The following is a 26,023-nucleotide window of genomic DNA, read 5'->3' as shown; positions in this document are numbered from 1 at the left end:
TCATCATGCCGCTACAGACCGGCTCCTGGAGATCTCCGCTACCGTCTTCGATACTCTCTCTGATCTATCTTTGAGGGCCAGATCGGCCTGCGCGACGATGCCGATACAACGGCCCTCGCCATCAACGATAGGAACGCGGCGAATCTGATGCTTTTGCATCGCATCTTCGCAGTGCTCCAGGTTCTCGCCGTCGCGGCAGGCTACTGGATTTTGACGCATATATCTCTGGATGGTCGTGTTTTTAGGATCGAGGCCCTGAGCAATGACCGAACAACAGAGATCGCGATCGGTAATGATCCCTGTCAGCGTGCGGGATTGCTGATCTGCAACTACAGGGAGTGCTCCAACATTCTGTTCGCACATCAACTTCGCCACATGTTGTGCGGTATCCTCCGGAACACAACAGATGGGATTGGATGTCATCACTTCTCTCACCTTCATAACTTCCTCCGATTCCATGAGTCCTCGGGAAATCCATGGAATTTGACTCGCAGGTGCGTAGGTTACTCTGATGCACCTGGAATGGATCGAGTTTTGTTACGAACAGAGTTTTTGCGAAGTTTCGGGCAGTCATGGCAAAGCCTTAAAAAATGCCTGTGGCTGCCTTCTTGTTCTCCCATGCGCTCTATTTACTGACCCGGATCACGATCTTCCCGAACGCTCCACGGTACAGATGCTCATACGCTTTTTGAGCGTCGTCGAATGCATACACCGCATCGATCACAGGACGTATTTTCAGGCTCTCGAGAGCCTCATTCATCTCCTCGAAGCCGCGGGCCGGTGACCATACCCCGGGCTGAGTATCGTCCGTCAACTCGACGAGGACGGCCCTGCCACGTGCGGTGTCTTCGAGGTAGATCGCCCCAAATCTTCCCTATCGCATCACTTCCGTGTTCTGCGTGAGTCGGGGATCGTGGCAACCATGCGGCAGGGGACAGCGCTGCTAAATACCCTTCGCCGCAACGATCTGGATGCGCGCTTCCCTAACCTTCTCGATGCGGTTCTGGAGCGCCCTGCGAGCACAGCAAAGAAGAAGGTACGCTAACACCTGATCAGGTGGTGTTTCGCAGAAATGCTGCTGCAGTCTATAATCGGTTCCACGAGCGGGAGTAGTTCAGTGGCAGAACGTCAGCTTCCCAAGCTGAATGTCGCCGGTTCGATCCCGGTCTCCCGCTCCAGGACCACTCGGTTATCGCTGTAGTGTGCCATAGTGGAATCCTACGGGCATGCTTCCCACTTCCCTCCTGATCCTAAGCACTTCTGCGTGGTCTTGCCGCTGCACGCCGCTTTCTCGGATACCCAGCAACGGCGAAAATGCTCTAGTCAGGGGCGAAGGCTGCAGAAAATTCTGTAGGAATGAGGCGGCTGCTTGCGGCTCCACCACCTGAGATCACTAAGGGGCGTTCCCTCAGCGCAAAGACGGTAATTCGCTTGAAGGTAGCTCGCGAACTGCGGCCACCTTTCCAGCTTTTGAAACCCCGCTGGCCCCGAGGGGAAAAGATCATCCGTGATGACAACAACGCGAGGGGGCTTCTCATAGATCTCAGCTAAGAATTCCTCACGGCTATTGATCACTGATTCATCCCGAGCGGGAGCGAAGAGAAACTCATCGTAAACAAAACGATCCCTTTGAAGAAGTCTCATTTCATAAAGAACGTCAAAACAGCCACCAACCGTATCGATACATTGCACCTGTCCCGAAAGCTCTTCACCGCCAAGCCGACGCAGATCGCTCTGCAACATCGTTGAGAACTCGACGTTGCGCCAGTCATATTGACTGGCCTTGAGTGTAGAGACAGGTGCTACAAACAGGGTTCCAAAGGCTATGCCGGCCCATCCCAGCCTTCGCGTCCATCGATTGCCCGTAAGGCAACGTTGAAAGTCAATGGCCATAACCAAAAGGAAGAGTGCGATAAATGGGTAGCGATGGTAGGAGTACCCCTTCCCCTGTATGACGTAAGACCCCAATCCGAAAAACAGTCCAATCAGTAAAGTGACGCCTTCCCAATTTTTCCATTGCCTCCATTGGGAGAACAGGCAACAGCCCCAGACGGTAGCTAGTGGCAACAGTGGAGAGATCGAATGCACAAGCAGAAAGCCCAGGGGCTTTCGCGCTAATGACGCGTGATACGGCATCAATCCCCGCACTACTGTGAAAAACTCCTCCGTACAATGCATGACTCTCAGAAACGAATACATAGCCACGATCGGAACGAACAAACCGCCTGCGCCCCAAAGTATGAACCATGAGACTGGTTGGCATTTCGTTCTGCGCATAATGGTCGCGCAACCAAGCAGCACAGCTCCGAACGGAAGAAAGACAGGCTTGATCGTTCCTGTCATACTCACGCATAGACCAAAGAGAAACATCCAAGGCGGAAAATTCTTCCTAAATGCTTGAAAGAACGCGGCGTACGCGATAAGGAGGAGAACCGCAATGACAAAATCGCGTTGCCCAGGTTCAAAGATGCCGTCCTGGCCATGAATGAGGGCCAGGAGCGCACCGGAAAAAATTCCGGGGTACCATCCACACGGACGCGAAATACAAATCATCGCCAATGCGCCCGCAAGCGTCAGGCCAAGATCGAAGGACCTCCATGCCAACGATCCTCCCCCCAGCACATGCATAACGGCGTAGTCGATTGAATAGGCGCCAGGCAGATTCATATCTGCGATATCGCGATATGGCACGCGGCCGTTGTCCATCAGAAAAGCGATATAGTGCATGAGCGAAGCGTCGCCCGCTAACGGCCAGTGAATAGTAGCGATTGCAAAGAAAACCACACAAACGATCAAAAAACAAGAGGACACCAGAAGCATTGCGCTTGTCTGCGGAACAAAATCCCGCAGAGTCTGTGAGCTAGTGCCGAGAGAAATAGGAACAGGAGTCAGGCGGTGCGCTATTGCGATGGAGCGTGATCCGAAAAAGTGTTGCCGCATTCTGCATTGAAAGAGCGTTTCCCGCCTTGCAATCTACCCATGACGAGCGAAAGAAATATGGTCGAATTTGCGATTCTTAGGATGAGAAAATAAAAATTGAGCCCGAGGGTAGATTCACAGCCAGGTTCTCTCTTTACTGTTTAATGGAGCAAAAGAAGACAAGCTGGAGGGCCTTCGAGACAGAGGCCGTCCTCGAGAGCCGCTACGATCAGCTCCTGCATTGGGGGATTCTACTGACCCGCGGCGATGCAGGCGAGGCACGCGAAATTGTTCACGACCTGTGTCTCTACCTCATCCTGACAAAGACGGATTTCAACCGGATCTCCAATCAGGACGGGTACCTCTACACCTCACTTCGCCACGTTTATTTATCACGCATGACTCGAGCCTCTCGCGAGGCTTTGCGTTTTGTGAGTATTGGAGACTTCGACAATGTGCACTTCGCCCTTTCAGGACGAGACCGTAGCGGATCAGTCCTAATCCAGAACGATCTCCGCACAATCTGTGGCTACTCGGTTTGGAGAAAGGAGGCATCGAAAGGCTTCAGCTACTTCATCCTTCACTTTTTCCATGGATACTTCCCTCGGGAAATCGCGGAGATTGCCTGCTTGCCGGTGTCTGCCATCTACAACAAACTGAAAAGTGCTCGTACGGAGCTGAAGGAACATCTTTCTGCACCGGACAAAGTGCGTCCAATCAAGCAGGGCTCCTTGCCCTTACCCCGCCAGTCACCAATTGTCGTGCCCACGCCGGAGCTCTTCCAAGAGCTCCGCGAGACGATCCTTCAAGCAAGAAGAGGGGCCTGCCTGCCGGAAGAAGACTTGTTGGCATATTACGAAATTGATGCCCCCGTCCCAATCCCTTGTGAGCTGCTCTCCCACATCGTCAGCTGCCAACGGTGTCTCGCACTCATCGATCGTCACTTCCGACGGCCGACATTGAAAGATCGCGATGCGCTTGATGGTTTTGACCGAGTCCTCAATATGCAGCACCTGGCGCAGGGCGGTACAGATCGAAAGAGCGTCAAGGTCATGTTTGAGACGATGCGCAGAGAGAAAGAGCGCATCTATCATCATCGGCCGCAAAGCCTATTCATTGCAGTAAATACACGGGTAGTAGCCTTCCACGACGTTCAGGGGATACAAAGCGCGTTGTCGATTCGCCTTGAATATTCCGAACAGCCAAATTGTGTTGAGGTATTCAGCGAGCAACAGATTCGTCTCGCCATGATCGCGATCGACAGTCTGCCTCCTGATGGCCCCGAGCGGCTTACGCAGCAAACCCTTCTTAGTGATACGAGAAGACTGGAATTGAATCTTTCCTTTGATGGTCTCGGCCTACAGTGTGAGGTTGTGTATTCCGATCCGGAGGCCTCGACAGGCATACAGGATGCGATGGAAGAGTTGCGGCCTTCTACGCTTCAGGCGCTCGTTGGCACGGATCAACCATCGTGGATCAAAAAGCTAATTTCCACGCTGGTGCCATCGCCGGCGATGGCATGGGGTCTTGCCCTCGCGTTCGTAGCGTGTGCAGGTGCATATTTTATGAGCTATATCCATCAACCGCGACTTGATGCCTCCGCTGTTTTGAACCAGGCCGTTGCAATGGAAGCGGCCAAGATGGCCGGGGCGACAAGACATCAGACGATGAACCTGATCGAGACAACTTCAGACGGACTCGTCCTTCGGGGTATCGTTGAGACTTGGCAGGAAGGCCAGACGGGGCGCCACATCCGGCGGCTCTATGATTTGCACCACCATGTCATCGCGTCCGAATGGAAAGATAAGAACGGAAGATCCGGAGTATCGATCGCCCCGTCAAATACGGAGATCGACGCTCCCGCTCGTCAGCTGGCCATGAATGATCTATGGAAACAAGACCTCTCTTCCGCGGACTTCCGTGCACTCGGCGGAAAATCCATACGAGTATCCGTGGTCAACGGGGAATACAAGCTATCCGCAACAATGGAAGACGACAATAAGCCTCGTCTGTTATCAGCAGTACTTGTGCTCGATAGTCACCTGAATGCGGTCGGTGAAGAGTTATACCTCCATAAGGATTCGCCGATCCGTGAGCTGCAGCTGCTACAAACAGGTCAAGACTACCAACCATCTTCCAACGTTCCAGACTCCGTCTTCTCTAACGAGGAAGAGGGTATGGGAGGAAGCCCGGTCGACAAGGGTGATGCTTCCATGCGCGACCGATCGAAGCCAAACACTAACACGCAGTTGGTGCAATTGGAGATTGGAGCACTCTATGAGCTCAACCAGATGGGAGCCGACATCGGTGATCCCATCGACGTTGTCCGCGCACCGGATGGGCGGATACGCATCTATGGAACGGTTGCGGACAATGCGCGTAGGTCGCAGTTGCTGGCGCGATTGGAGACATTGCCGAATCAGCAACTTCTGACCATTCAATTAAATTCACAGAGCTCTTTACGCAGCGCAGCTCCTTCGGCGCCAAAAAGCACAGTTCCCACCACAAGCGTATATAGCGTCACGCGTACCGAGGCGCCATCAGAGGTTGTTCTGAAGCAATACTTCGAATCCAAAGGTTGGACGGGAGATCGCGAAAAGTCTGCCGTTTCGCAGTTTTCGCAAGAAGCTCGCGAACACGCTCAGCGTGCATTACAGCGTGCCTATGCCTTGAATCGTCTCGGAACAAGCTTCACTGCGCGTGAATTGAGCGCAGCAAACCCGGCGTACCAGCGACAATGGGCCAGGATGGCTTCAGCGCATGCATTCGCGCTGGAAATTGAGCTAAGTGCACTCAATGATCAGCTGAGCAGAATAATACCGGATGATCACGAATCGCTCCCGGCGCACGGCGGAGAGTATGCGAATATCGACGATCCGGCAACTTTGGCACGTGCCACCGAGCGACTACTGCACAAGACACAGGAGTTGAGTCGTATTATCGGCGGTGCGTTTGCATCTGGCGTAGTAAAGAGTGCTGATCGGAATGGTGAACCACTTCTAACTCACGCAAGAAATTCCATTCCGTTGCGGGAGGCCGCAGCAATCGTTAGCTTTACTCAACGCCTTTCTCATCTCGATGCACACGAAGTCAGACCCAGTGACTCTAAAGGCCCGTTGCGGCATCGCGATGAGCAATGAGCTGTCTAAAGCAAATACCTCGAAGAGGCTGTGACCCGTTGCTTCGACGCATATTCAGTCTCTGCTTGTTTGCGGGACTTCGTATGTTTGCTCAAACCAGCACGGCGAACGTGACCGGAACGGTGGTCGATGTGACCACTGCACGAATTCCGGATGCGAACGTCAAGCTTCTGAACATCTTGACCGGTGCAGAAAGCAACTCCAGAACCAACCACTTCGGCATGTTCTTCTTGCCTGGTGTGATCCCAGGAGACTACACGCTTGAGATCGACCGGAGTGGTTTCGCCGCCATACAGATCACAGGGCTTACTCTTCACGTCGGCGATACTAAGAACTTCCTCATCCGGATGCCGGTGGGGCCTGTAGCCCAGACAGTGGATGTAAATCAGAGCGAAGCCTCCTTCGATACCGGAAACATATCGGTCGGTACCGTAGTCGACAGAGGTTTCGTAGCAAACATGCCATTGAATGGGAGAAGCTTTCAGGATCTCATCGCGATGACTCCAGGCGTCACTACACAGAGTCCACAAACCACAGGTGAGTCCTTTGGAGCTCGTGGATCATTCAGCGTGAATGGCCAGCGAATCGACGGGAATGGATACTTCGTAGACGGCGTCTCCGCGAATGTCGGCGCAGGTCTACTCACAGGACACCAGAAAATTCCGAGTGATGGGAGTCTTGCAGCGCTTACAGCACTCGGCACCACGCAGAGCCTTGTGGCGGTCGATGCGCTCCAGGAGTTCCGGGTGATGACTTCAACCTATCCGCCGGAATACGGTCGTCTGCCCGGCGGACAATTCACGTTCCTCACACACTCTGGAACTAACACGGCGCATGGCAGCCTATTTAACTATGTCCGGACGGACGCGGCTGACGCGACCGACTGGTACACCAGCTTCAACAAGGCGGATAGACGGACCGCTTATCATCAGGATGATTTCGGAGGCACACTCGGTGTACCGATAATCCTTCCAGGCATCTATCGCGGAATAGATAAGACGTTCATCTTCCTCTCGTATGAGGGCCTCAATGTTCGGCAACCATCCGCTCCACAAGTACAATTCGTCCCAGACGTAACACTGCACGGAGACGCGTTGCCACTGCAGGCAGTACTCAATCTATTTCCGCAGGTCAATCACGCCTTTAGTCTTCCTTCGGCAATCTCCACGGGGCTGGCTCCCTACCCGGGTGGCGCAACTTCTTACCCAGGGATTGTCAACGCGACGAGTGTCCGTCTCGACCACACTCTTTCGTCGAAGCTCTCCGGATTTCTGCGGTATGGTGAAACCCCGAGCCGAAGTGAAGCCGGCAATCTCTCATCGCTCACTCAAGTCCATGCTGATACACGCACCTTCACTCTCGGTGCTACCGCACAGCTCGCTTCCCGTATCAACAATGAGCTTCGAATTGGGTATGCAGCAAGCCACTCGTCGTTAACCACCACGCTGGACAATTATTACTATTCTTTGGATCTGAATTTTGGAACTCGTTTAAACCCTTTGATCGGAATTCCTCCCTCTTCGGAATCGGCTAGCGCAGCTGTCTTCATTCAGATTCCAGGTGCCGGTCCATCCGAAATTAAAACGGATCGGGCTTCGAGCGCTCTTCGGCAATGGAATATCCGCGATACCTTCAACGCGCAGGCAGGCCGGCGCCTATTGCGATTTGGGATTGATCAAAGACAGATCGTCTCCACGATCAAGCCACCGGCGCTGAGTATCGAAGCAGATTTCTTCTCGACGGACTCGTTGTTGCAGAACCGAGCCTCAGCCATCTCAATTACCCGAAGCGTCCCTGCGACACCCATATTCCAGCAATTCGCCGCCTTTCTTCAGGACCAATGGCGAGTATCCCAGTCATTCACAATCACCTCTGGTCTACGGTGGGAGGCCTCCCCTCCACCGCACGGCAAAAATGGCTTGGATGCCTACACCCTATTAGGAGATATAGCGGATCCATCGAGGCTAACGTTGGCGCCTCGCGGCACTCCCCTCTGGCATACGGCGAAGTTTAATATCGCACCCAGTGTTGGCGGTGTGTGGGCTTTGAAAAGCACACCGGGCGGTGAACTATTGATACGTGCAGGAGCCGGTATCTTTTTCGCTACCGCTAATCGGCCGGCCGCGGAAGCTTTCTCCGCATTGGGTTTTTCAGCAACAAACCATCCAATAAACGTTCCAGTCCCCGTCACGCCCGCGCAACTTGATTTCTCCGCCACGCCCCCCGGGCCCTATATAAATACGGCTGCCTTCGCATTTCCTCCGCACCTGCAGTTGCCCTATGCACTTCAATGGAATATTGGGATAGAGAAGTCCTTGGGAAAGCGCCAGACACTCAATATCTCCTGGGTCGGCACCAACGGTCGCAGATTGCTTCAAAAGCAGCGCACAAACATCAGCAGCGAGAATCCTATGTTCGGGGAGGTTTATTTCTTCCCGGGGCATCTCACCTCCAGCTACCAGGCATTACAGATAAAGTTTCAACGCGCTATTTCCCACGGACTGCAGGTACTTGGAAATTACGGATGGTCACATACACTCGATTACGGCTCAACAGATCCGGCTTTTCCGCTCACGCGCGGAAACTCTGATCTTGATGTTCGTCAAAACTTTCAAACAGCTCTCTCGTGGGACGAAAATCTTCGCCCAGGTGGAAAGATGTCTCAGGCTTTGATCGGCGGGTGGGGTGTAGACGCGCGGCTGGCTATTCGAACCGCCTTTCCAATCCAACCGCTCGGAAATATCTTTTCCGATCCGGCATCCGGAAATCGCTACTACAGTGGAGTAGACCTCATCCCCGGCCGTCAGCTTTATCTATATGGAACGCAGTATCCCGGAGGGCGCATGATCAATGGTGGTCCCAACGTCGCGGCGCCGGCGTTTGCACTTCCCGACGGTGCTCGTGGCGGAACTGCTCCGCGCAATCTCTTACGAGGCTTCGGAGCCTATCAAACCAATCTCGCTCTTCGAAGAGAATTCGCTCTCCGAACGAAGGCAAAGCTGCAGGTACGGCTCGACGCTTTCAACATCTTCAATCATCCCGAATTCGGGTATATCGATCCGACGCTGACGGACACCCTATTCGGACAGGCGACGCTGATGCTGAATCAGAGCTTCGGCTCCACAGGTTCTCTCTATGAACCGGGCGGACCACGGTCCCTTCAGATATCACTCCGGCTTCACTTTTAACCTATGACGAATGCGAGACGCGACCAGGTCAAAGCGACCAGCATGCCGAGCTTACCTCCGAGAAGTAGTTGTGTTGAGCAACCCATAAACATCTAATCGGCCGCGAGCTCCGATAAATATGTGGCCATCCGCAACCGTAGGTATGCAGAAACGAACGGTCATATCGGCACGGTCGCGGTTGCTGTTTTGTTCGCTATTGTAGAGCTCATGCGAAATATCATTCGCATCGTATGCATGCAGAACCGCGGCCCTGTCCGTGTGTGCCTCGTTCCACTCCTTTGTGGAGACGACCCATAAAATTGCATTCTTCGTTCCATCGGCCGAGATGATTGGTGTCGCCGCCGGTGAGGGCATTTTGGTCGTCGCTCCCTTCAGAACGAGTTGGCCCGCTTGGAGCGCAAAGTCGCGGGTTATGTAGCTTCGATCTGTCAAAAAGATGTGGCCGTTCCAGTATGCCGCGGCTCCATACGCGCCCTTCTCATTGATGATGGCTTGCACAACGTCGGTGTCGGAACCTTCGTGAAACTTTCCAAGTTTGTCACGATTGAGCATGTAGAGTTTGCCCTCCTTTCCGGCGATTACGAGCAGATGCGGATGAGCTCCAGTTTGCGCCGGAAGCAGGACAGGTCCCTGACTTCCGAGATCCTGATCCTTAGAATCCAGAATCTTCTGATTGAAGGGTGTGAAGAAATCACGCACCACAAAGTTCGGACCTTCCAGGCGCAGCTTCAAGAGGCTATCGCCGAAGTTTCTGCCATTCGCGTTCGCCGCGTTGAAGTCACCGTTGCCGGTAGCAACATAGATATTGCCTTCCTCATCAGCCGCAGGTCCTGCATCGGACTGCCAGATTCCAGCCTTCGCGCCGTCCGGAGAGGTATTCAGCACGGCGCGCTGTCTTAGGGTGTGGCCGTCGTACGCCATAATCCAGCCGTGATAGGGGCCGACGTCGCAGGATGAAGCCCAGGTCACATACACCTCGCCACCGACAAGCAGCAGCGCGGCGCGGGGATTCTCTTTGAGCGGATCGAAGCTAACCCTCCCATTCACGGCGCCATCGCCCGAGCCCTGCACTGTTGCCGAGATCACTACCGGGCTGCCCGCTCTTTCCTTTCCGTTGGTGATGTCCAGCGCATGCAGCTTTTGTACGAACGCGCCATGCTCCTTCGTCCGCGCGAGTACATACATTGTCTTGCTTCCTGCATCGATGACAGGAGTTGGAGTGATTCCCACCTCCGGGGTAATGAACGGGCAGGACGCATCTCCTTCGCTCAGTGCGGTAATGTCACGCTGTGGGTTGATAAACGTGGTCTTCCACAAAGGAGCATCGTTCTTACCGTTAACGTCAAACGCATAGACGCTATCGTGCGCCGTCGCGGCAAAGACCACATCGCGCTTTCCCTTTCCAGGAATCGCAAGCGAGGGCATGTACAGAGGCTGGGCAAAAACATCCCCATCCACGGTCCTGGAAAATAGTTTCCCGAACTCGCGAGAGTTCACATTCGATGGTTTCAGAATTGTCTCGTGGAGGTCTGCGCTGGTTCGGAAATTGTCGTACTGCGCAGTCAGAACCTGCGCATGATTTGCCGATTGCAAACCAACCAGCATGAGCAAGGAAAGGATGAAACGACGCTTCGCCATAAGCAACTTTCTCCAGGATCAAGCGTTGTAGTTTTAGCGTTTACCGCGATCGACGCATCTGCAGAGTAGGCGAACTTGATGTCCCAATAAGTAATATACTACATAGGGTATGAACATAACGAGATGTAAGCGAGTCCAAGAAGATCTGTCGGGACACTTGTTACGGTTGCGGCGTCGTTGAGGTTCCGGTCGCGCCGCTGCTTCCACTAGACCCACTGCTTCCCGTACTACCGGTGGCCCCGGAAGAACCCAGGCTTCCCAAGGAGCCGCTACTCGGCGCGCCTCCCAGAAGGCTTGCCTGCGCCCGCAGCTGTTCCAGCCTGGGATCGTAGGTAAACTCCCAGTCCTCGTATTTCACCTCATCCCCGTTGATCGCCAGTAGCGACGGTCCGGTCTTTGAGGTCCCTACACCGACGATCACACCGCCGGTTCCCTGCAGGCTAGATGCGCTCTGGCTGCCGATACCACCGAACGGGCTTGTGCTTCCCGTACTCCCAGTGGCTCCACTCGATCCCGTCGCGCCAAGTCCTGGACTTCCACCAATTCCTGGATTGGCAGTGGTGTTGATGCCCCCGATATTCGAGCCCATTCCTGAGGCTGCCCCCAGACCACCACCTGTAGGCGCAAGCGGCTTGCCGAAGAAGCCCTTGATCTGCGCCTTCGCCTGACCGAAGTGGATCAGACGCCAATCATCCTTACCTGTCAGCGGATCGACATAACGCCGCCGCAGAAAGCGCTGATTATTTGTATTCTCAAGCTGATCGATCGAGGCCGGATAATGTCCGAGCTTAAGGTAGTACAGCCGAATCGCACGCTGGTATTGCTGCGCGCGATGCATGGACTCAAGCTCTTGATCGCGCCGCAATGATTTCAGCATCGTGGGCGCGGCCACCCCGAGCGTCAGCAGCACAATAAAGATGATCACCAGCAGACCAACCAGAAGATAACCGTCTTCATTGGTCCGCCGCTTCGTCATTGCGTCACCAGAGGAAGAGTCTGCTGGTTATTGTTGGTCATGTCCATCACCACCGCAGAGGTGGCATTGACCGTCACGACTTTATAACGACGCGCAACCACATCGCCGGATCCCGCCAGAAAAACATCATCCCCCTGCAACAGGAATGCCTGACGCTGCCCATTTGACCGTGTCGCTACTCCGAAGAAACGCAGGTTGATCGGCGGAGGCGGCGGTGGCCCAACAGGAACAACATTCACCGGCTGCGTTATGGGACGCGGCGGAGCAATGGGCTTTGGAATGTTCGCCATCGGTGGAGGCGCTGACGTCATCGAAAAGATATTTCGCCCAGAGCCCGAGTACTCCAGGGACTCCGCCACCTTCATCGCTTCCATATGAAGCGTGGGATCAAGCTGCGCCGCCGTGGTACCAACCTTCTTCGCGGTAGAACCGCCTGTGGCTCCTCCACCTTTACGGCCTGTATTCGCAGCTGTACCGCCGTTAGGCGTCAGATCACGAATTACCGGAGCGGCAGGTGGGGCGGCAGTAGTTGCCGGCGAACTAAGAAAGTTGTCCCAGATGATATAGCCCAGGCAAATCACCGCAACCGCGCCCAGCGTTCCGGCAATGGCGACCTTCTTCTTATCCTCAGCGCCGGACTTCATGGCCTGCCTCCTGCCTGGTGCTAACCTCTTTCGTACTTGTCTCCTGTTTGGAATCGGACGGCAGTGGCTTGCGTAGATACGTCGTCAAGCGCAGGCGCAGGTTAACCACAGAGGTTGCCAGCGCATTGTTGTTATTCCCTCCGCCCGCCTGTCCTGTAAACGTCACTGCACCGATCACGAAGAAAGTCTTGTCGCGCTCCACTGAATTCAGGAACTGCATCAGAGGACGATAGTCTCCTGAGAGCGTCATATCCATCCTGATCTCGACCAGATCAGGATCAGGCGAATCTTCCGCAGCAGTCTCGGTGTACTGTACCCGCGTCAGACGGACATTCTGCTTCTTCGCGAGTGCCCCCAGCTCCGCCAATACCTGAGACCACGCATAGGACAAGCGCTGCTCCGTAAACTTGTCAGCATCGGCACGCGCAGTGCTCAGTTTGTCATCCAGCCCGCGTAGCGGTTGCGCCGCAATATCGGCAGTCTTCAACGCCACCTGTTGCTGACTCACTGCCTCGCTGCCGCTCTGACGCAGCTTGTTCCATGCCAGGAAGAGATGCACAGCAAGATAGATATTCAGAGCCAGCAGCACCATCACACCTGCAATATGGAGATTCACAGGAGACAGGGCCGCCGCAACGCGGCGCGAATTCATGCTGGGAGTCACGGTGGAGGTACTCATCGCTTCACCCCTCCCTGGTTGATTCCCGGCGTAGCTGCTTTCGGCGGCATCGCTGTACCCGGCCCAGCAGGTGGACCTGACCTGATCGGCATCCCCGGCCCGCCCGGCGCATTCATAGGCTTTGCGGGAAGTTTTCCAGGAGTGCGAACTACCGGCTTCACCGGAGTGATAGCGTCCTTCTTCGAATTCGCCTTATCTTCCTTCTCTGCTTCCTTCTTCGCTTCGGTACGCGGAGCCAGCGGGTTATAGCCGGAGAGGATATCGAACTCTACATTGCCCATCGCTGCCAGCTGATAGGCAGGCTGATTGCCTGACGTCTGCAACGATTCACTGGCCAGACGTGGCGCGGCAAACCTCCGCGAATGCTCCAGGTTACGGATCAGTTCTACCGCTTTGTCGCGGTCTCCCATCACGCGCAGGCGAATATGCACCTCGCCGTCGCTTCCGATTTGAGGTTCGATCGATGACACCTGTACTCCTGCCGGAAGCACATTTTCCAGGTCCATCATCACAGCGGTCCAACTGAAGCTCTTGCGCAGGAACAGCTCGTTCAAAAACCGGGAGCGCTCCAGCGCCGCCGCATTCACCGGCTGATGCATACGTGCCTCATTCCGGGAGCGCTCTCGCTGCAGATCTGAAGTCTTGTTCCGCAACGTTGCTAATTGTCCCTGTGCGACATCGGCCTTGGACGACTCCATATACAGCAAACCACCCAATGCAGCTGCCGTTACCCCCAGGGCAGCCATGGCAACACGCAGCCGCTTGAAGACCTGCCCAAGTTCGACAAAAGGCTTCGACGCGAGATTGATCTGGATACGCATCAGCCTTTCAACGCTCCTCTCACACCAGCCAGCAGATTGCGCGACACCGTCGATCCGGTCAGCAGGTCCTCGGCACGTACAATCTCACGCAGTCGCACCCCTTCTCCAATCGTCTCCGATGCGATTCGCTGCAGTTCGTTCGAAGGCCACGTCCCGGCGACCAGAATCTCCTCCGGCAGTGCACCCAGCGTATCTTCAAAATAGGCCGTAGCAACCGAGATGGCGCGGGCAATCTCATCGGCATGGCTCAAATGCTCCACCTCAGCCAACAGGACGTCTGCCTGCTCCATGGCTAGAGCCGATGTCGAATCACTGGCTACAGGCGCTGGTTCCGGCGGCTCCGCATTAACCGTCTCGTGGGCAAACTCTACTGTACGGTACAGCACCAGGTTGCCGCCGCGCACGATCGCGGTGGTCATGCTGGCTTCATCGATATTCAAGAGCAGTTGCGCCTTTGGCTCCGCGGGGTCGAGCGCTGCCACGGCAGCCAGCGTCGACGGCACCACCGCGCCGGGCTCGTATCCTGCCTCGCGCACAGCCTGCTCATACTCGCTGCGCAAGTCCGCGGGCATGGCGACAGCCAGGACACTCACGCTCCCCCTGGCCTCGCTCATCACCTGGTAGCTGACCGCAGCGGTATCAGAATCAAAGGGCAGCATGCGCTTCAGACGGAACCGCACCACGCTCTCGGCGTCGTCTTCCCGAGAAGGCATAGTGTCGAAGTCCAGAAGCACGACGCGGACCGCCGCATCCGGAAGAACAAGCGTGACATCACGACTCTGTGCCGCTACCCGTTCCAGCGCCGAACGTAGTGCGGTGGCAACCGCAACACGGTCTACGAGGTTAGGAACCTTCAGCGAAGGCTGCAAAGCGCCCGCGCGCAGCGATACCTGCGCGACTGCACGCACCGGTGCCGTGGTTGCATCAGCCGCTGCGGCCACCACCAGTTCGCCACGTAACTCTGCCGCCAGGCGGGGACGTTGATGTGTGCCGCTCAACTTGGAAAGAAAGGACATGTGTTGATTTGTTACCGGGTCGCCTCGATAAAGGTTACCTTGTTGATCTCCTTCAAGGTAGTCACACCGGCGCGCACACGCTGCAGCGCCGAGTCGCGTAGAAATGCCATTCCCTTTTCACGCGCCACACGCCGAATCTCCGAGCCCGGCTTCTTGGCCAGCAGCATCTCGCGAATCTCATCATCCAGCTCCAGCAACTCATGAATGGCCGAACGTCCGCGATATCCGGTACCGCCACACTCCATGCAGCCGGCGCCTTCGCGGAATTTGAAACCTCGCCAATCCTCGAGCTCGAGACCGCTCTGCAGCAGCGTCTCATCGTCGTACGTAACGTAGTGCGCGCAAAAATCACAGATCTGGCGTACCAGCCGCTGCGCCAGAATACAGTTCAAGGCAGAGACAAAATTGTACGGCTCCACTCCCATATTCAGGAACCGGCCAAGCACATCGACAACGTTATTCGCGTGCACGGTCGTAAAGACAAGGTGACCCGTCAGCGCCGAATTAATGGCGATCTGTGCGGTCTCAGCATCGCGAATCTCACCGACCAGAATCTTGTCGGGATCGTGACGCAGAATCGAACGCAGACCGCGGGCAAAGGTCAGGCCCTTTTTCTCATTGACCGGAATCTGGGTGATGCCGCGAATCTGGTACTCGACCGGATCTTCGATCGTGATGATCTTATCTTCTTCGCTCTTAATCTCATTCAACGCGGCGTACAGCGTGGTCGTCTTACCGGAACCCGTAGGTCCTGTAACCAGCACCATGCCGTATGGCTCCTTGATGTAACGCCGGAACCTGCGCAGATCATCATCCGCAAAGCCCACCACGTCCAGCGAGAGCTTGGTGAACTTCTCGCTCATCGACTCCTTATCGAGCACACGGAGCACAGCATTCTCACCATGAACGGTCGGCATGATCGAGACACGGAAATCGATAAGACGTCCTTTGTACCGCACGCGGAAACGTCCGTCCTGCGGTACACGCCGCTCGGCAATATCGAGTTCGCTCATGACCTTGATACGCGACAGGATCGTCTGATGATGCTCACGCGCAATTGGCGCCATGGCCTGCGTCAGCACACCATCGATACGGTACTTCACCAGTAGAGAGTCGTCGTAGGTTTCAAGGTGGATATCCGAAGCCCGACGCTCCAGCGCCGTAAAGATCGTCGTGTCGACCAAACGAATAATCGGCGAGATATCTTCTTCGCTGGTCAGCTTCTCAATCGAGATGTTCTCGTCCGCATTCTCGTCCAACGACACCACATCGAAGGTCAGCCCTTCGCTCGCCTCTTCCAGGACACGCTGCGACTGTTCATTCTTCTTCAGCAGGTCCGTGATCTGCGATAGCGTCGCCACCCGCGTCACCAGCCGCGCCGACAACAAAGAAGCAATCTCATCCAGAACCATCAGCTTCGATGGATCGCTTACCGCAATCACCAGGCGGCCATCGGGCTTCTGTTCGAGCGGGACGAAGTTATAGCGGAACATCAGCTCCACCGGCACTGTCCGGAACAGCTCATGCTGAATCTTGAAGTTCTTCAGGTCAACAAACTCAGAGTGATAGCGGCGCGCCAGCATCTGCGCGCGCTCTACCTCGTTCAGCTCAAGGCCGTTGGTCGAGGGAATCGGGATCGCGATGGGAGCTTGTGCCATGGTTTATTGGACTCCGGTTTGCGCCAAGGGTTTACTGACCGAGCCCGCCAGCGCCCAGCGAGAAAATCGGTAGATAGAGAGAGATAAGAATAACGGCAATCACAATGCCCATAAAAACGAGCAGGATTGGCTCAATCAGGCTCATGGCTGCCGCAAGGGAAAGCTGTACGTCCTCCTCAAAGAACTCGGCCACCGAGTTCAACATCGCCGGCAAGGCGCCGGTGGACTCACCGACCTCAATCATCTCTGTCGCCAGGTTCGGAAAGATCTTGGTCTGTCGCAGAGAATACGCCAATCCTTTACCTTCGCGGACCGAGCCCACCGAAGCATACACGGCCAACGCCGTCTGCCGACTGTTAATCGATTTTGCGGCCGTCTCCAGTGACGGCACCAGCGGCAGACCGCCGGTCAGCAGCGTCGACAACGTGCGGGAAAACAGCGCTACCTGGTACTTCAGCCACACCGGCCCAATCAGGGGCAGCCTGATCCGGATGCGGTCGACCAACTGGTTCCCGGTATCCGTCTTCAGCCAGCGAAAGAAGATATAGATCGCAACCGCGAATACCGCGGCGGCGTAAATGCCATAGTGCTGCGCCTGTTTCCCGAGATTCAGCAGAAAGACCGTAATTGCGGGCAGCGGCGTATTCAATTGCTCATACAGCTCTGCAAATCGAGGGATCACAAAGGTCAGCAGAAAGATCATGATGGCGATCACCATCAGCACCAGAACGATGGGGTACACCATCGCCGACTTCAATTTTTTCGTAAAGCTCAACGACATCCGTTGAAAGTCGACAAACCGCTGTAACACCTCTTCCAGGTTGCCCGACCGCTCGCCAGCCAGAAGCGTCGTTGTATAGATGATCGGCACGCCGCTCTGCGCATCGAACGCCGACGACAGCGACTCACCCGTCCGTACGCGCGTTCCGACATCCTCCAGTTGCGCCTTCAGATTCAGGTCTTTCTGACCGGCTGTCAGCAGATCCAGCCCGCTCAGGATTGGCAGACCGGCTCGTATCAAGGTCAAGAACTGTTGGTTGAAGATGAGAAAGGTGTCGAGCTTGATCTTCTTCTTGCGCCCGCTTGCCAGCACCGAGCGGGGCTTGACCGAGTAGACCAGGTAGCCCGCCTGCGTGAAACGCAGACGTAGCTCCTCGGCCGTGGCAGCGGCGTGGATTTGCTCCTGTATACGGCCGCGCTCATCGGCCAACTTGATGACAAACTCAGTCATGAATCCGGCGGGGTAACCCTGTATGAGTTTAGACGCCGCGTACCCCTTTTCGGAGGTCCATTTCCATCAAACTCATACAAAAGAAAAGACCTCGCCCGAAGCGAGGTCTTTTCACCGGAAATCAGAAACTTACACGCTGAAGCTCGATCCGCAGCCGCAGGTGCTCTTCACCTGGGGATTGTCGAACTTGAAGCCGGCAGCCTCCAGCGTCTCAACGTAGTCCACGATGCAGCCATTCAGATACATGGCGCTGGTGGCATCAATGAAGACCTTCAGGTCGTCGTAGCGGACAACCTTGTCCATCATGCCCTGCTGGTTCTCAAAGCTCATGGAGTACTGAAAGCCGGAGCACCCGCCGCCCACAACACCGATGCGCAGACCAGCCGGCACTGGATCCTGGGTAGCCATGATCTCCTTCACCTTGGCAATCGCCGCCGGTGTCAGGTTGACGGGCTGCGACGAGGGCATCGGCGAGGAAACAACCTCAACAACCTCGGGGGTAGCGGCAGTAGTGGCCATGGTAAGAAACTCCTATTCAGTCGATCTCTATCTAAGTGTATGCCCCCTCGGAAGGCCGGGCAAGGGGCGATTTTCGCGCCCGCTACACAAGTAATGGATGCCGTCGTACCCAAATGGATGCATTTTGCACCAGTGCTCCAAAAACCGGCGTATATTTTCGTGTGGGCGGCCTTTTCTACCGTCCGAGCCTGCATACTGCGCTTTTCGCAGACCCGCCGGTAGGCCTGACCGTCGTTTCGTGTGGACTGCTGCGAAATCAAATATCCCGCACAGACGGCGGCAGCTTAGTTACGCCTGCAGTGATTTCTCTCAGGAGGTGTAACCCCCATGAGCACCATAACCCTGCTCTGGACCGTTTGGGCCTTCCTATTTCTTTCTACGACTGCCCTTATGGTCTATCGCGGTCTTCTTACCCGCGGGGAAGAAGATCAGATCTTCCTGGATGAAAATATCCTCGGCGAAGAAAAACGCCGTCAGGACGACATCCAGCGGAGAATCCAGTTCCTTAAACCCTTTGTTGCCTTCGCCGGTGGAACCACTATTGCCCTCTCTGCCGCGCTGCTGGGAATTTATGTCGTAAATGCCATCCAGGTTCTGCGTGGATGAGATCGCGCTTTGGTACAAAGCCGGCCGCCAGAATTGGCGGCCGGTGTTCGTTTGCGAACCCTTTCTGCTTAGCCCAGCATCTTCCATAATGAGAGGGCGGTGACATCGTGATCAGCTTCATCGCCAACTGGTTTATCGACTTCTTCGGGATTACCCACCCGACTGAACGGCAGAAACGCATGGCAGCCTGGTTCATTGTCGGGTTGATGACAGCCACTCTGGCCGTCCTCGGTGGGATCGCCACCGTGCTTTTCTATCTGGTTCGCCCATAAATTTATTTTCTGAAAGCTATAGTGCGTCCGTTATCGGCAGGAGTATCATTCCGCGCGAACGGCCCTGCCTACCCCGAGAGCCCGCGAAATAAAAGCGGACCCGCCCGGTATCCCGAGCCGGCTATTGCAGCCTTTCGGAGGGTTTCAACATGTCCATGCAACTGATGCTGATCATATGGGCGGCGCTCACCGCCTGTTTTCTCGCGCTTCTGGCATATCGCGGAACGCTTACCCGTTATGAGGAGGACCAGCTCTTTCTCAGCGACTCCAACACTGTCGAAAAGACCGAACAAATGGAAATCGTTCGGAAAGTCAATAGGTTGCAACCCATGTTGCGTGTCCTGGGTGGCGCCGCCGGTCTGGCGACCGCAGGCATCATCGGCGTCTATGTATATAGCGCCTGGCAGGCCCTAACGCACTAGCAGCTCCCCGCCAACAAGCAACTTTCCCCAGGGTCCGGTGTCTCTTAAAACGAGTCCCGGACCTTTCCCTTTAGGCCGGAAGCTCGCCGCACACACCGCGCAAGGATGAAGCAGCGAAGGCGTGAACAGCGGCAAGGTGACCCGATGGATGTAGCAAGTACAATTCGTAAGTCGTTTGGAAAGATGATCTTAGGCTCGGCCCTTGCCCTCGGAGCGGCGATCGTTCCAACGGCGGTGCACGCTGCCGTATTTGTCTCTGTGGGCATTGCCCCACCTCCTATCCCTGTGTATGCGCAGCCTGTAGCTCCGGGTGATGGTTATATCTGGACTCCCGGTTACTGGGCTTACGGTCCGGATGGTTATTACTGGGTCGACGGCGCCTGGGTGCTTCCTCCTTATGCGGGCGCCCTTTGGACTCCCGGCTGGTGGGGCTGGGGTGACAGCGCTTACTTCTGGCATCCCGGTTACTGGGGATCCACAATTGGCTACTACGGCGGCATTAACTACGGCTTCGGCTACTTTGGCACCGGCTTCTATGGCGGTTATTGGAATGGCGGCCGTTTCTGGTACAACCGCGCCTATTGCAACTTCAGGCCCGGCTTCCGCGGCTCGTTCTATAACCAGCCTTATCGTGGAGTTCCCGTCCATCCCGGTGGCGCCAGCTTCCAGCGCAATCCGCCCGCGCGGTACGCCAACTTCCACGGCGGTACGACGGTGAACAACTTCAACCGGACCAATGTCTCGGTGAACCGCGGTGGCTTCAATGGCGGAGCGCAGCGCTTCAATGGCAACCAGAACTTCAATGGTGGCCGTCAGTCCTTCAACAGCAACCGCGACTTCAGCCAGAACCGTGGCAACTTCGGTAGTGGAGCGCAGCGCTTTGACGGAAACCGTCAGGCCTTCAACGGCGGCCAGAACTTCGGAGGCAACGTAAACCGCGGCGGCTTTGGTGGAAACCAGCCCAGCTTTGGCGGAAACCGTGGCAGCTTCGGCGGCAGCCAGCCGAGCTTCGGCGGCAATCGCGGAGGCTTTGGCGGCGGCGGCTTCAGCGCTCCCCGTAGCAGCGGCGGTAACTTCGGTGGCGGTGGAGGCTTCGGCGGTGGCCGTGGCTTCTCCGGCGGCGGTGGTGGCGGCTTCCATGGTGGTGGAGGCGGTGGCGGCTTCCACGGCGGTGGCGGACATCGCTAATCCCTACAAGACCGAAGGGCTGAGACACAACGTCTCAGCCCTTTTTGCTGTCCGCCAGTCCTCGTATCATCCCGACAATTCGTTCCAGCGCTCCCGGCTTTGCCAGCGATCGCGCTGCTGCACTCATCCTCTCTCGCCTTTCCCGATCGGAGAGCAACCCCGTCAGAGCCTCCAGCAGGCTCTGTTCGGTAACATCCTTCTGCAACAACACGACTGCGGCGCCGGCATTTCCAAGCACTTCGGCATTCTTCCTCTGGTGATCGTCAGCCGCTTGCGGAAAAGGCACCAGTAACGACGGCTTGCCCGCCGCGCACAATTCCGAAACCGTACTCCCCGAACGGGCCAGGACTACATCCGCTGCCGCATACTGCTGTGGCATATCGTTCAGAAAAGCCTCCACGGCGATGCGTGAACTATCCGCTCCGCTCGCCGTAAAAGCCTCTCGTGTCTTCTCCAGGTTCCGAGCACCGGCCTGATGCACAATCGTCAGCCCAGAGACCGCGCCCAGTAGGCGTGCAGCAATCTTAGGAACGAACTCATTGAAGACTGCGGCTCCCTGGCTTCCAGCCGTTACCAGCAGCCGTGGCGCAGCTCCTTCCGGCTTCCGCGGAAGGTCGAAGATCTCCGGCCTGACTGGCACTCCGGTCACAGTTGCGTTGCGGAAATAGTGTGTCGTCTGCTCGTAGGCAACGGCCGCTGCGCTGACGTATTTGCCCACCAGGCGGTTGGTCATGCCGGGCAAGGCATTTGGCTCATAGGCCAGCGTGGGAACCCTCAACAAGACCGCTGCCGCCATCGCCGGGCCACTGGCGTAGCCGCCGACACCCACGACGACAACTGGCCGGAAATTCCGTATGAGCCGAATGCAATGCAGCACTCCAAGGGGAAGATCCGTAAAGGTCTTCAGACGAGTCATCACGCTGACATTCTTCAACTGGCCAGACTTCACCAATTCCAGCGGAAAGCCAGCCTCCGGAATCAGCTTTGTCTCAAGCCCACGCTCGGTGCCGACAAAACGCACGTCAGCTCCAAACGAATCACGTAACTTACGCCCGATGGCGAGCGCCGGAACAACGTGTCCGCCCGTGCCGCCACCGGCAATCAATACTCTCATTCCTATCCTTATATCCCTATATCGGTACTAATCCGTCTCACGGGAGATGTTCAGCAGCACGCCCATACTGGCCAGCGTGATAAACACGCTCGTGCCTCCCGAGGAGATAAACGGCAGCGGAATGCCCTTGGTAGGCAGCAGCGCCAGCACCACGCTGATATTGAAGAAGGCCTGGATGATGATCGCGCAGGTAATCCCGAACGCCAGGAACCGGGCGAACGGATCGGTTGAGAGAAACGCCGTACGCAGTCCGCGATACCCAAGGACAACAAAGAGCGCGACCACAAACAACGCCCCCAGCAGCCCTAACTCTTCACAGACATTGGCGTAGATAAAGTCAGTGTGCGGCTCGGGCAGATAGAAGAGCTTCTGCCGGCCCTCCATCAGGCCAAGTCCATGGAAGCCGCCGGTGCCCACGGCAATGAGCGACTGCAGAATGTGGAATCCTGTTCCGCGCGGATCCTTCTCCGGATCCATATACGCCAGCATGCGGGCGCGGCGCCAGGCAACATGAAAGAGCATGAAGTACAGTACCGGCGAAGCCAGCGCTGCTCCAATGGCAAAGTAGCGCATCTGCGCGCCGGCGAGATACAGCATCAGCGCGAGCACCGCGGCACACACCATGGCTGTACCAAGATCCGGCTCCTTCAGGACGAGAGCAATCATCAACAGCGGAGGCGTCACCGCCCGCAGAATGGTCCCTTTCAGGTCGTCCATGCAATGCATGCGGTTCTGCAAAAACCACGCCAGAAATAGCACCAGCACGGGCTTGGCGATCTCAGAGGGCTGAAAGCCAAAGAACGGACCGATCTTGAACCAGCGATGCGTGTTGTGCGAGTCGCGCATCGCAAAGACGCCGATCAACAACAGCATCGTGATCGCGACCGACGGCAGAACAATCTTGGGGTTATTGAACTTGCGGTAGTCCACGCGCATCAGTACCAGCAGCGCGCCCAGGCCTGTTAAGGCCCACATCGCCTGTTTGCTGACGAAGGTATAAGGTGAGCCGTAGCGCTCCTTGGCCATCACAGCCGAAGCAGAAAAGACCATCACCAGCCCGATTAGGACCAGCAGCACCACCACAAAGAACAACCATTTATCGACACCGACGCGCTTTGCCATTTCCTGCCTTCATCCGGAGCAGGCAGGCTCGCCGTCGTGCCGGCCTACTCCGCCCAGCCGTTTACCGTCTCCTTGAAGACGCGGCCGCGGTGTTCGTAACTCTGGAACTGATCGAAGCTGGCACATGCCGGCGCCAACAGGACAACCTCACCCGGTTGGGCCACTTCTTTCGCCTGTACAAGCGCGTTTTCCAAAGTTCCCGCTGAAACTATGTTGACTACTTTGTTAAGGTGCGACTCGATCTTTTCCGCGGCTGAACCAATGGTGTAAACAGCGACAGCCCGGTCTTTCAGCAGGGGCACGAGCGTACGGTAGTCCGAATCCTTGTCCTTGCCTCCGAGAATCAGGTGGATTCCCTTTGGAAAGGACTCCAGCGCCTTCACGGTCGCATCTACATTTGTGGCCTTTGAGTCGTTGTAGTAGTCCACGCCGTTCACCTTGCGCACAAACTCCAGGCGGTGTTCTACCGCCTTGAAGCTGGCTACACCGGCACGGACCTGTTCCTTGGGAACACCCGCGAGCCTCGCCGCGGTAATGGCGGCAAGGACATTCTCGATATTGTGCGCGCCCTTGAGAGGAATCTCGCTGATCGGCATGATCGGCTCAGGCCGATGACCTTCCTTCTGTTTGAAGTAGATACCGTCGCCGTGGACAAACGCTCCCTGCTTGATCGGCCGCGAGGGCGAGAACCAATAAATACCGGCCTTGGTGTGCGATGCAGTCAGCTGCGTAGGAACATCTTCGGCGTTCAGCACCAGGCAGTCCGAGGGGTCCTGCGCGATGGTGATGCGGTATTTTGCCGCGGCATAGGCCTCAAAGGTGCCATGGCGGTCCAGATGGTCCGGCGTGATGTTCAGCACCACGGCGATCTTCGGATGGAAGTGGGTCACCGTCTCCAACTGGAAGCTCGATACCTCCAAAACCACCCAGTGCTTGTGCGTGGAGACGCGGCGAAGGTTCAGGACCGGCGTTCCGATATTACCGCCCACCAGAGTCGGCAGACCGGCGGTCTTCAGAATGTGACCGATCAGCGAGGTGGTGGTCGTCTTCCCATTCGACCCGGTAACAGCGATGATCTGCCCTTTCAGGAAGTACGAGGCAAGCTCTACCTCACCAATCACCGGCACGCCGGCAGCCATGGCGTATGCGATCTCTTCAGTATTCAGCGGGACACCGGGCGAAACTACCAGCAGATCCTGCCGCCGGAAGGTCAGCACTCCATGCCCGCCCGTCTCTACCGCAATCCCTGCCTCCAGCAGCGCCGGCAGCTCGGCCGACAACGCCGACGCGGACTGCGAGTCCGAGACGGTGACAAGAGCTCCCTGCTCCTTTAGAAAGTGAGCAGCGGCCAGGCCTGACTTCCCAAGACCAACCACGAGGACACGTTTATTCTTCAGCTCGATCATCGTTTCTACGTAAGCTCGCTCTTCTTGTCTGTCATTCCGCAATGAAGCAAAAATCCGCTCCTTGTGCGGTCTGTCGGGAGATGCAATCAAGGCTACCACCTCACCTAAGCCTCGGGTATCAAAGACGAAAGGGACATCCGGCCGCCTCATTTACCGGCTGCCAAAAGAATGGACGATGAACTCCCGTCCCGGAGAGCACACTAGAGCATTTTCCCTGTTGCTGGGTTTCCCGGAAGGCGCCGTGCAGCAGCGTTTTCATTGCGGAAAACGCCCATAATGCGGAAACCCTACATCACATCGACAGGAAAAAATGCTCTATCGTAATTTCAGGGTCGTAAGAGCGAATAGAGCAAAGACCAGGGCTGCGATCCAGAACCGGGCAATCACCTTGCTCTCGCTCCACCCCAGCAGCTCGAAATGATGGTGCAGCGGAGCCATTTTGAAGATGCGTTTTCCGTTACGCAGCTTATAGCTGCCCACCTGCAGCATGACACTTAGTGCCTCCAGGATGAAGACACCACCAATAAAGGGAAGCAGCAGCTCCTGCTTGATGAGTACTGCGACCGTCCCGATGGCCCCTCCAAGCGCCAGCGAACCCACGTCGCCCATGAAGACCTCGGCTGGGTGCGCGTTGTACCAAAGAAATCCGATTGATGCGCCCACCATGGAGCCGCAGAAGATACTCAGCTCTCCGGCCAGCGGCATACGTGAGAGCTCCAGATAGTCCGAAAACACTGCATGACCGCTGACATACGTCAGCACCGTCAGCGCCCCGGCGGCAATGATCGTGCACCCGATCGCCAGACCGTCCAGGCCGTCCGTCAGATTCACCGCGTTAGAGCTGAAGGTGAGGACAAGCATGACAAAGATCACGAACGGAGCAAACCCCAGCCACCACAACGAATGGTTGTGCATCAAGGCTCCGATAATCAGGTCGGGCCTCCAGCGTTTGATGAACGGAACTACCAGCCGGGTGGAGTAGAAACCCTTATGCTGCAGCACGCACAGCGCCAGCGCGACTCCCAGGCTGACCAGCAACTGCAGCGCAAACTTCTGCTTCGAGGTGAGGCCAAGGTTCCGCTTATGGACAACCTTAATGTAGTCATCCGCAAACCCGATCGCCGCAAAGAAAAACGTCGAAAGAATGGTGATCCAGACCAGCGGATTCGACAGATCGCTCCACAGCAGTGTCGGCACCAGGATGGAGATGCAGATCAGCACGCCTCCCATCGTCGGAGTGCCCTTCTTCTTCTGGTGGCTCTGCGGCCCTTCTTCTCGGATGTACTGGCCGATCTGGAACTCGCGCAGCCGCTCGATGACATAGGGGCCGATGATCAGGCCGATCAACAGGGCGGTCAGGGAGGCAAAGACCGTCCGGAACGTAAGGTAACGGAAGATCCGGAACAGCCGGAAATACGGGAATAACTTCTGATAGAGCAGCCAGTAAAGCATGTGCGCCTAGAG

Annotated in this window: 23 protein-coding genes, 1 tRNA gene and 1 pseudogene; 9 read left to right on the top strand and 16 right to left on the bottom strand. The window is 56.2% G+C overall.

Features of this window, described 5'->3' with window-relative positions:
- Window positions 1-3: 3 nt before the first annotated feature.
- Both FTW19_RS08995 and FTW19_RS08990 read right to left on the bottom strand, forming a co-directional pair.
- Window positions 4-441 carry a CBS domain-containing protein gene (locus FTW19_RS08995; protein ID WP_187143382.1) on the bottom strand — a complete coding sequence of 146 codons (438 nt, stop codon included), beginning with the start codon at window positions 439-441 and terminating at the stop codon, window positions 4-6.
- Between the two features lie 184 nt (window positions 442-625).
- Complete coding sequence (locus tag FTW19_RS08990; protein ID WP_281292438.1) at window positions 626-814, bottom strand: zinc-binding dehydrogenase; 189 nt, start codon at window positions 812-814, stop codon at window positions 626-628.
- Here FTW19_RS08990 and FTW19_RS26430 point away from each other — a divergent pair.
- From FTW19_RS26430 to FTW19_RS08980, 3 genes and pseudogenes are all read left to right on the top strand, one after another.
- Window positions 797-910, top strand: a pseudogene (locus tag FTW19_RS26430) (winged helix-turn-helix domain-containing protein); the annotation flags it as partial. The gene FTW19_RS08990 and the pseudogene FTW19_RS26430 sit on opposite strands and share 18 nt — an antisense overlap.
- A gap of 3 nt (window positions 911-913) precedes the next feature.
- A complete protein-coding gene (locus tag FTW19_RS26345; RefSeq protein WP_348641847.1) occupies window positions 914-1,045 on the top strand; it encodes a hypothetical protein in 132 nt (43 codons plus the stop codon).
- A 58-nt stretch (window positions 1,046-1,103) separates the two neighbouring features.
- A tRNA-Gly gene (locus tag FTW19_RS08980) sits at window positions 1,104-1,178 on the top strand.
- Window positions 1,179-1,323: 145 nt separating this feature from the next.
- Here the strand turns inward: FTW19_RS08980 and FTW19_RS08975 are convergent.
- Window positions 1,324-2,820, bottom strand: a complete 1,497-nt coding sequence (locus tag FTW19_RS08975; RefSeq protein ID WP_147647303.1) for a hypothetical protein — start codon at window positions 2,818-2,820, stop codon at window positions 1,324-1,326.
- A gap of 263 nt (window positions 2,821-3,083) precedes the next feature.
- Here FTW19_RS08975 and FTW19_RS08970 point away from each other — a divergent pair, with 263 nt between their 5' ends.
- Window positions 3,084-6,059, top strand: a complete 2,976-nt coding sequence (locus FTW19_RS08970; protein ID WP_147647302.1) for a sigma-70 family RNA polymerase sigma factor — start codon at window positions 3,084-3,086, stop codon at window positions 6,057-6,059.
- An 83-nt stretch (window positions 6,060-6,142) separates the two neighbouring features.
- A complete protein-coding gene (locus FTW19_RS08965; RefSeq protein WP_187143381.1) occupies window positions 6,143-9,247 on the top strand; it encodes a carboxypeptidase-like regulatory domain-containing protein in 3,105 nt (1,034 codons plus the stop codon).
- 51 nt (window positions 9,248-9,298) lie between these two features.
- On the opposite strand, the gene FTW19_RS08960 is transcribed toward FTW19_RS08965, so the two are convergent.
- From FTW19_RS08960 to FTW19_RS08920, 9 genes are all read right to left on the bottom strand, one after another.
- Window positions 9,299-10,885 carry a pyrrolo-quinoline quinone gene (locus tag FTW19_RS08960; protein WP_147647300.1) on the bottom strand — a complete coding sequence of 529 codons (1,587 nt, stop codon included), beginning with the start codon at window positions 10,883-10,885 and terminating at the stop codon, window positions 9,299-9,301.
- A gap of 160 nt (window positions 10,886-11,045) precedes the next feature.
- Window positions 11,046-11,861, bottom strand: a complete 816-nt coding sequence (locus FTW19_RS08955) for a type II secretion system protein (RefSeq protein ID WP_147647299.1) — start codon at window positions 11,859-11,861, stop codon at window positions 11,046-11,048.
- Window positions 11,858-12,505: a hypothetical protein gene (locus FTW19_RS08950; protein ID WP_147647298.1), complete on the bottom strand. Its 648-nt coding sequence runs from the start codon at window positions 12,503-12,505 to the stop codon at window positions 11,858-11,860. The genes FTW19_RS08955 and FTW19_RS08950 overlap by 4 nt, the downstream gene beginning before the upstream one ends.
- Window positions 12,489-13,184, bottom strand: coding sequence for a GspMb/PilO family protein (locus FTW19_RS08945; protein WP_147647297.1), 696 nt, complete (start codon window positions 13,182-13,184; stop codon window positions 12,489-12,491). The genes FTW19_RS08950 and FTW19_RS08945 overlap by 17 nt, the downstream gene beginning before the upstream one ends.
- A complete protein-coding gene (locus FTW19_RS08940; protein WP_187143380.1) occupies window positions 13,181-14,005 on the bottom strand; it encodes a PilN domain-containing protein in 825 nt (274 codons plus the stop codon). The genes FTW19_RS08945 and FTW19_RS08940 overlap by 4 nt, the downstream gene beginning before the upstream one ends.
- Window positions 14,005-15,021, bottom strand: a complete 1,017-nt coding sequence (locus tag FTW19_RS08935) for a hypothetical protein (protein WP_147647296.1) — start codon at window positions 15,019-15,021, stop codon at window positions 14,005-14,007. Before FTW19_RS08935 ends, FTW19_RS08940 begins: the two co-directional genes overlap by 1 nt.
- An 11-nt stretch (window positions 15,022-15,032) precedes the next feature.
- On the bottom strand, window positions 15,033-16,679 hold the full coding sequence (locus FTW19_RS08930) for a GspE/PulE family protein (protein ID WP_147647295.1): 1,647 nt from the start codon (window positions 16,677-16,679) through the stop codon (window positions 15,033-15,035).
- Between the two features lie 31 nt (window positions 16,680-16,710).
- Window positions 16,711-17,910, bottom strand: a complete 1,200-nt coding sequence (locus tag FTW19_RS08925) for a type II secretion system F family protein (protein ID WP_147647294.1) — start codon at window positions 17,908-17,910, stop codon at window positions 16,711-16,713.
- A gap of 129 nt (window positions 17,911-18,039) precedes the next feature.
- Window positions 18,040-18,429, bottom strand: coding sequence for a HesB/IscA family protein (locus FTW19_RS08920; protein WP_147647293.1), 390 nt, complete (start codon window positions 18,427-18,429; stop codon window positions 18,040-18,042).
- Window positions 18,430-18,756: 327 nt separating this feature from the next.
- On the opposite strand from FTW19_RS08920, the gene FTW19_RS08915 reads away from it, so the two are divergent.
- From FTW19_RS08915 to FTW19_RS08905, 4 genes are all read left to right on the top strand, one after another.
- A complete protein-coding gene (locus FTW19_RS08915) occupies window positions 18,757-19,035 on the top strand; it encodes a hypothetical protein (protein WP_147647292.1) in 279 nt (92 codons plus the stop codon).
- A 107-nt stretch (window positions 19,036-19,142) separates the two neighbouring features.
- Window positions 19,143-19,307 carry a hypothetical protein gene (locus FTW19_RS25770; RefSeq protein WP_187143379.1) on the top strand — a complete coding sequence of 55 codons (165 nt, stop codon included), beginning with the start codon at window positions 19,143-19,145 and terminating at the stop codon, window positions 19,305-19,307.
- A gap of 149 nt (window positions 19,308-19,456) precedes the next feature.
- The gene (locus tag FTW19_RS08910; RefSeq protein ID WP_147647291.1) at window positions 19,457-19,729 is read left to right on the top strand and encodes a hypothetical protein; all 273 of its coding nucleotides are present in this window, start codon (window positions 19,457-19,459) and stop codon (window positions 19,727-19,729) included.
- Window positions 19,730-19,912: 183 nt separating this feature from the next.
- A complete protein-coding gene (locus FTW19_RS08905; protein WP_147647290.1) occupies window positions 19,913-20,917 on the top strand; it encodes a YXWGXW repeat-containing protein in 1,005 nt (334 codons plus the stop codon).
- Between the two features lie 34 nt (window positions 20,918-20,951).
- Here the strand turns inward: FTW19_RS08905 and murG are convergent, their stop codons facing one another.
- From murG to mraY, 4 genes are all read right to left on the bottom strand, one after another.
- Window positions 20,952-22,031, bottom strand: a complete 1,080-nt coding sequence (gene murG, locus FTW19_RS08900; RefSeq protein WP_147647289.1) for an undecaprenyldiphospho-muramoylpentapeptide beta-N-acetylglucosaminyltransferase — start codon at window positions 22,029-22,031, stop codon at window positions 20,952-20,954.
- Between the two features lie 27 nt (window positions 22,032-22,058).
- The gene (gene ftsW / locus FTW19_RS08895; protein ID WP_147647288.1) at window positions 22,059-23,153 is read right to left on the bottom strand and encodes a putative lipid II flippase FtsW; all 1,095 of its coding nucleotides are present in this window, start codon (window positions 23,151-23,153) and stop codon (window positions 22,059-22,061) included.
- A 44-nt stretch (window positions 23,154-23,197) separates the two neighbouring features.
- On the bottom strand, window positions 23,198-24,556 hold the full coding sequence (gene murD, locus FTW19_RS08890; protein WP_147650552.1) for a UDP-N-acetylmuramoyl-L-alanine--D-glutamate ligase: 1,359 nt from the start codon (window positions 24,554-24,556) through the stop codon (window positions 23,198-23,200).
- A gap of 318 nt (window positions 24,557-24,874) precedes the next feature.
- Window positions 24,875-26,011: a phospho-N-acetylmuramoyl-pentapeptide-transferase gene (mraY, locus tag FTW19_RS08885; RefSeq protein WP_147647287.1), complete on the bottom strand. Its 1,137-nt coding sequence runs from the start codon at window positions 26,009-26,011 to the stop codon at window positions 24,875-24,877.
- Window positions 26,012-26,023 lie beyond the last annotated feature (12 nt).

The organism is Terriglobus albidus (assembly GCF_008000815.1).
GTDB classification, from domain to species: Bacteria; Acidobacteriota; Terriglobia; order Terriglobales; family Acidobacteriaceae; genus Terriglobus; species Terriglobus albidus_A.
This window is presented reverse-complemented; position numbering and strand designations above follow the sequence as displayed.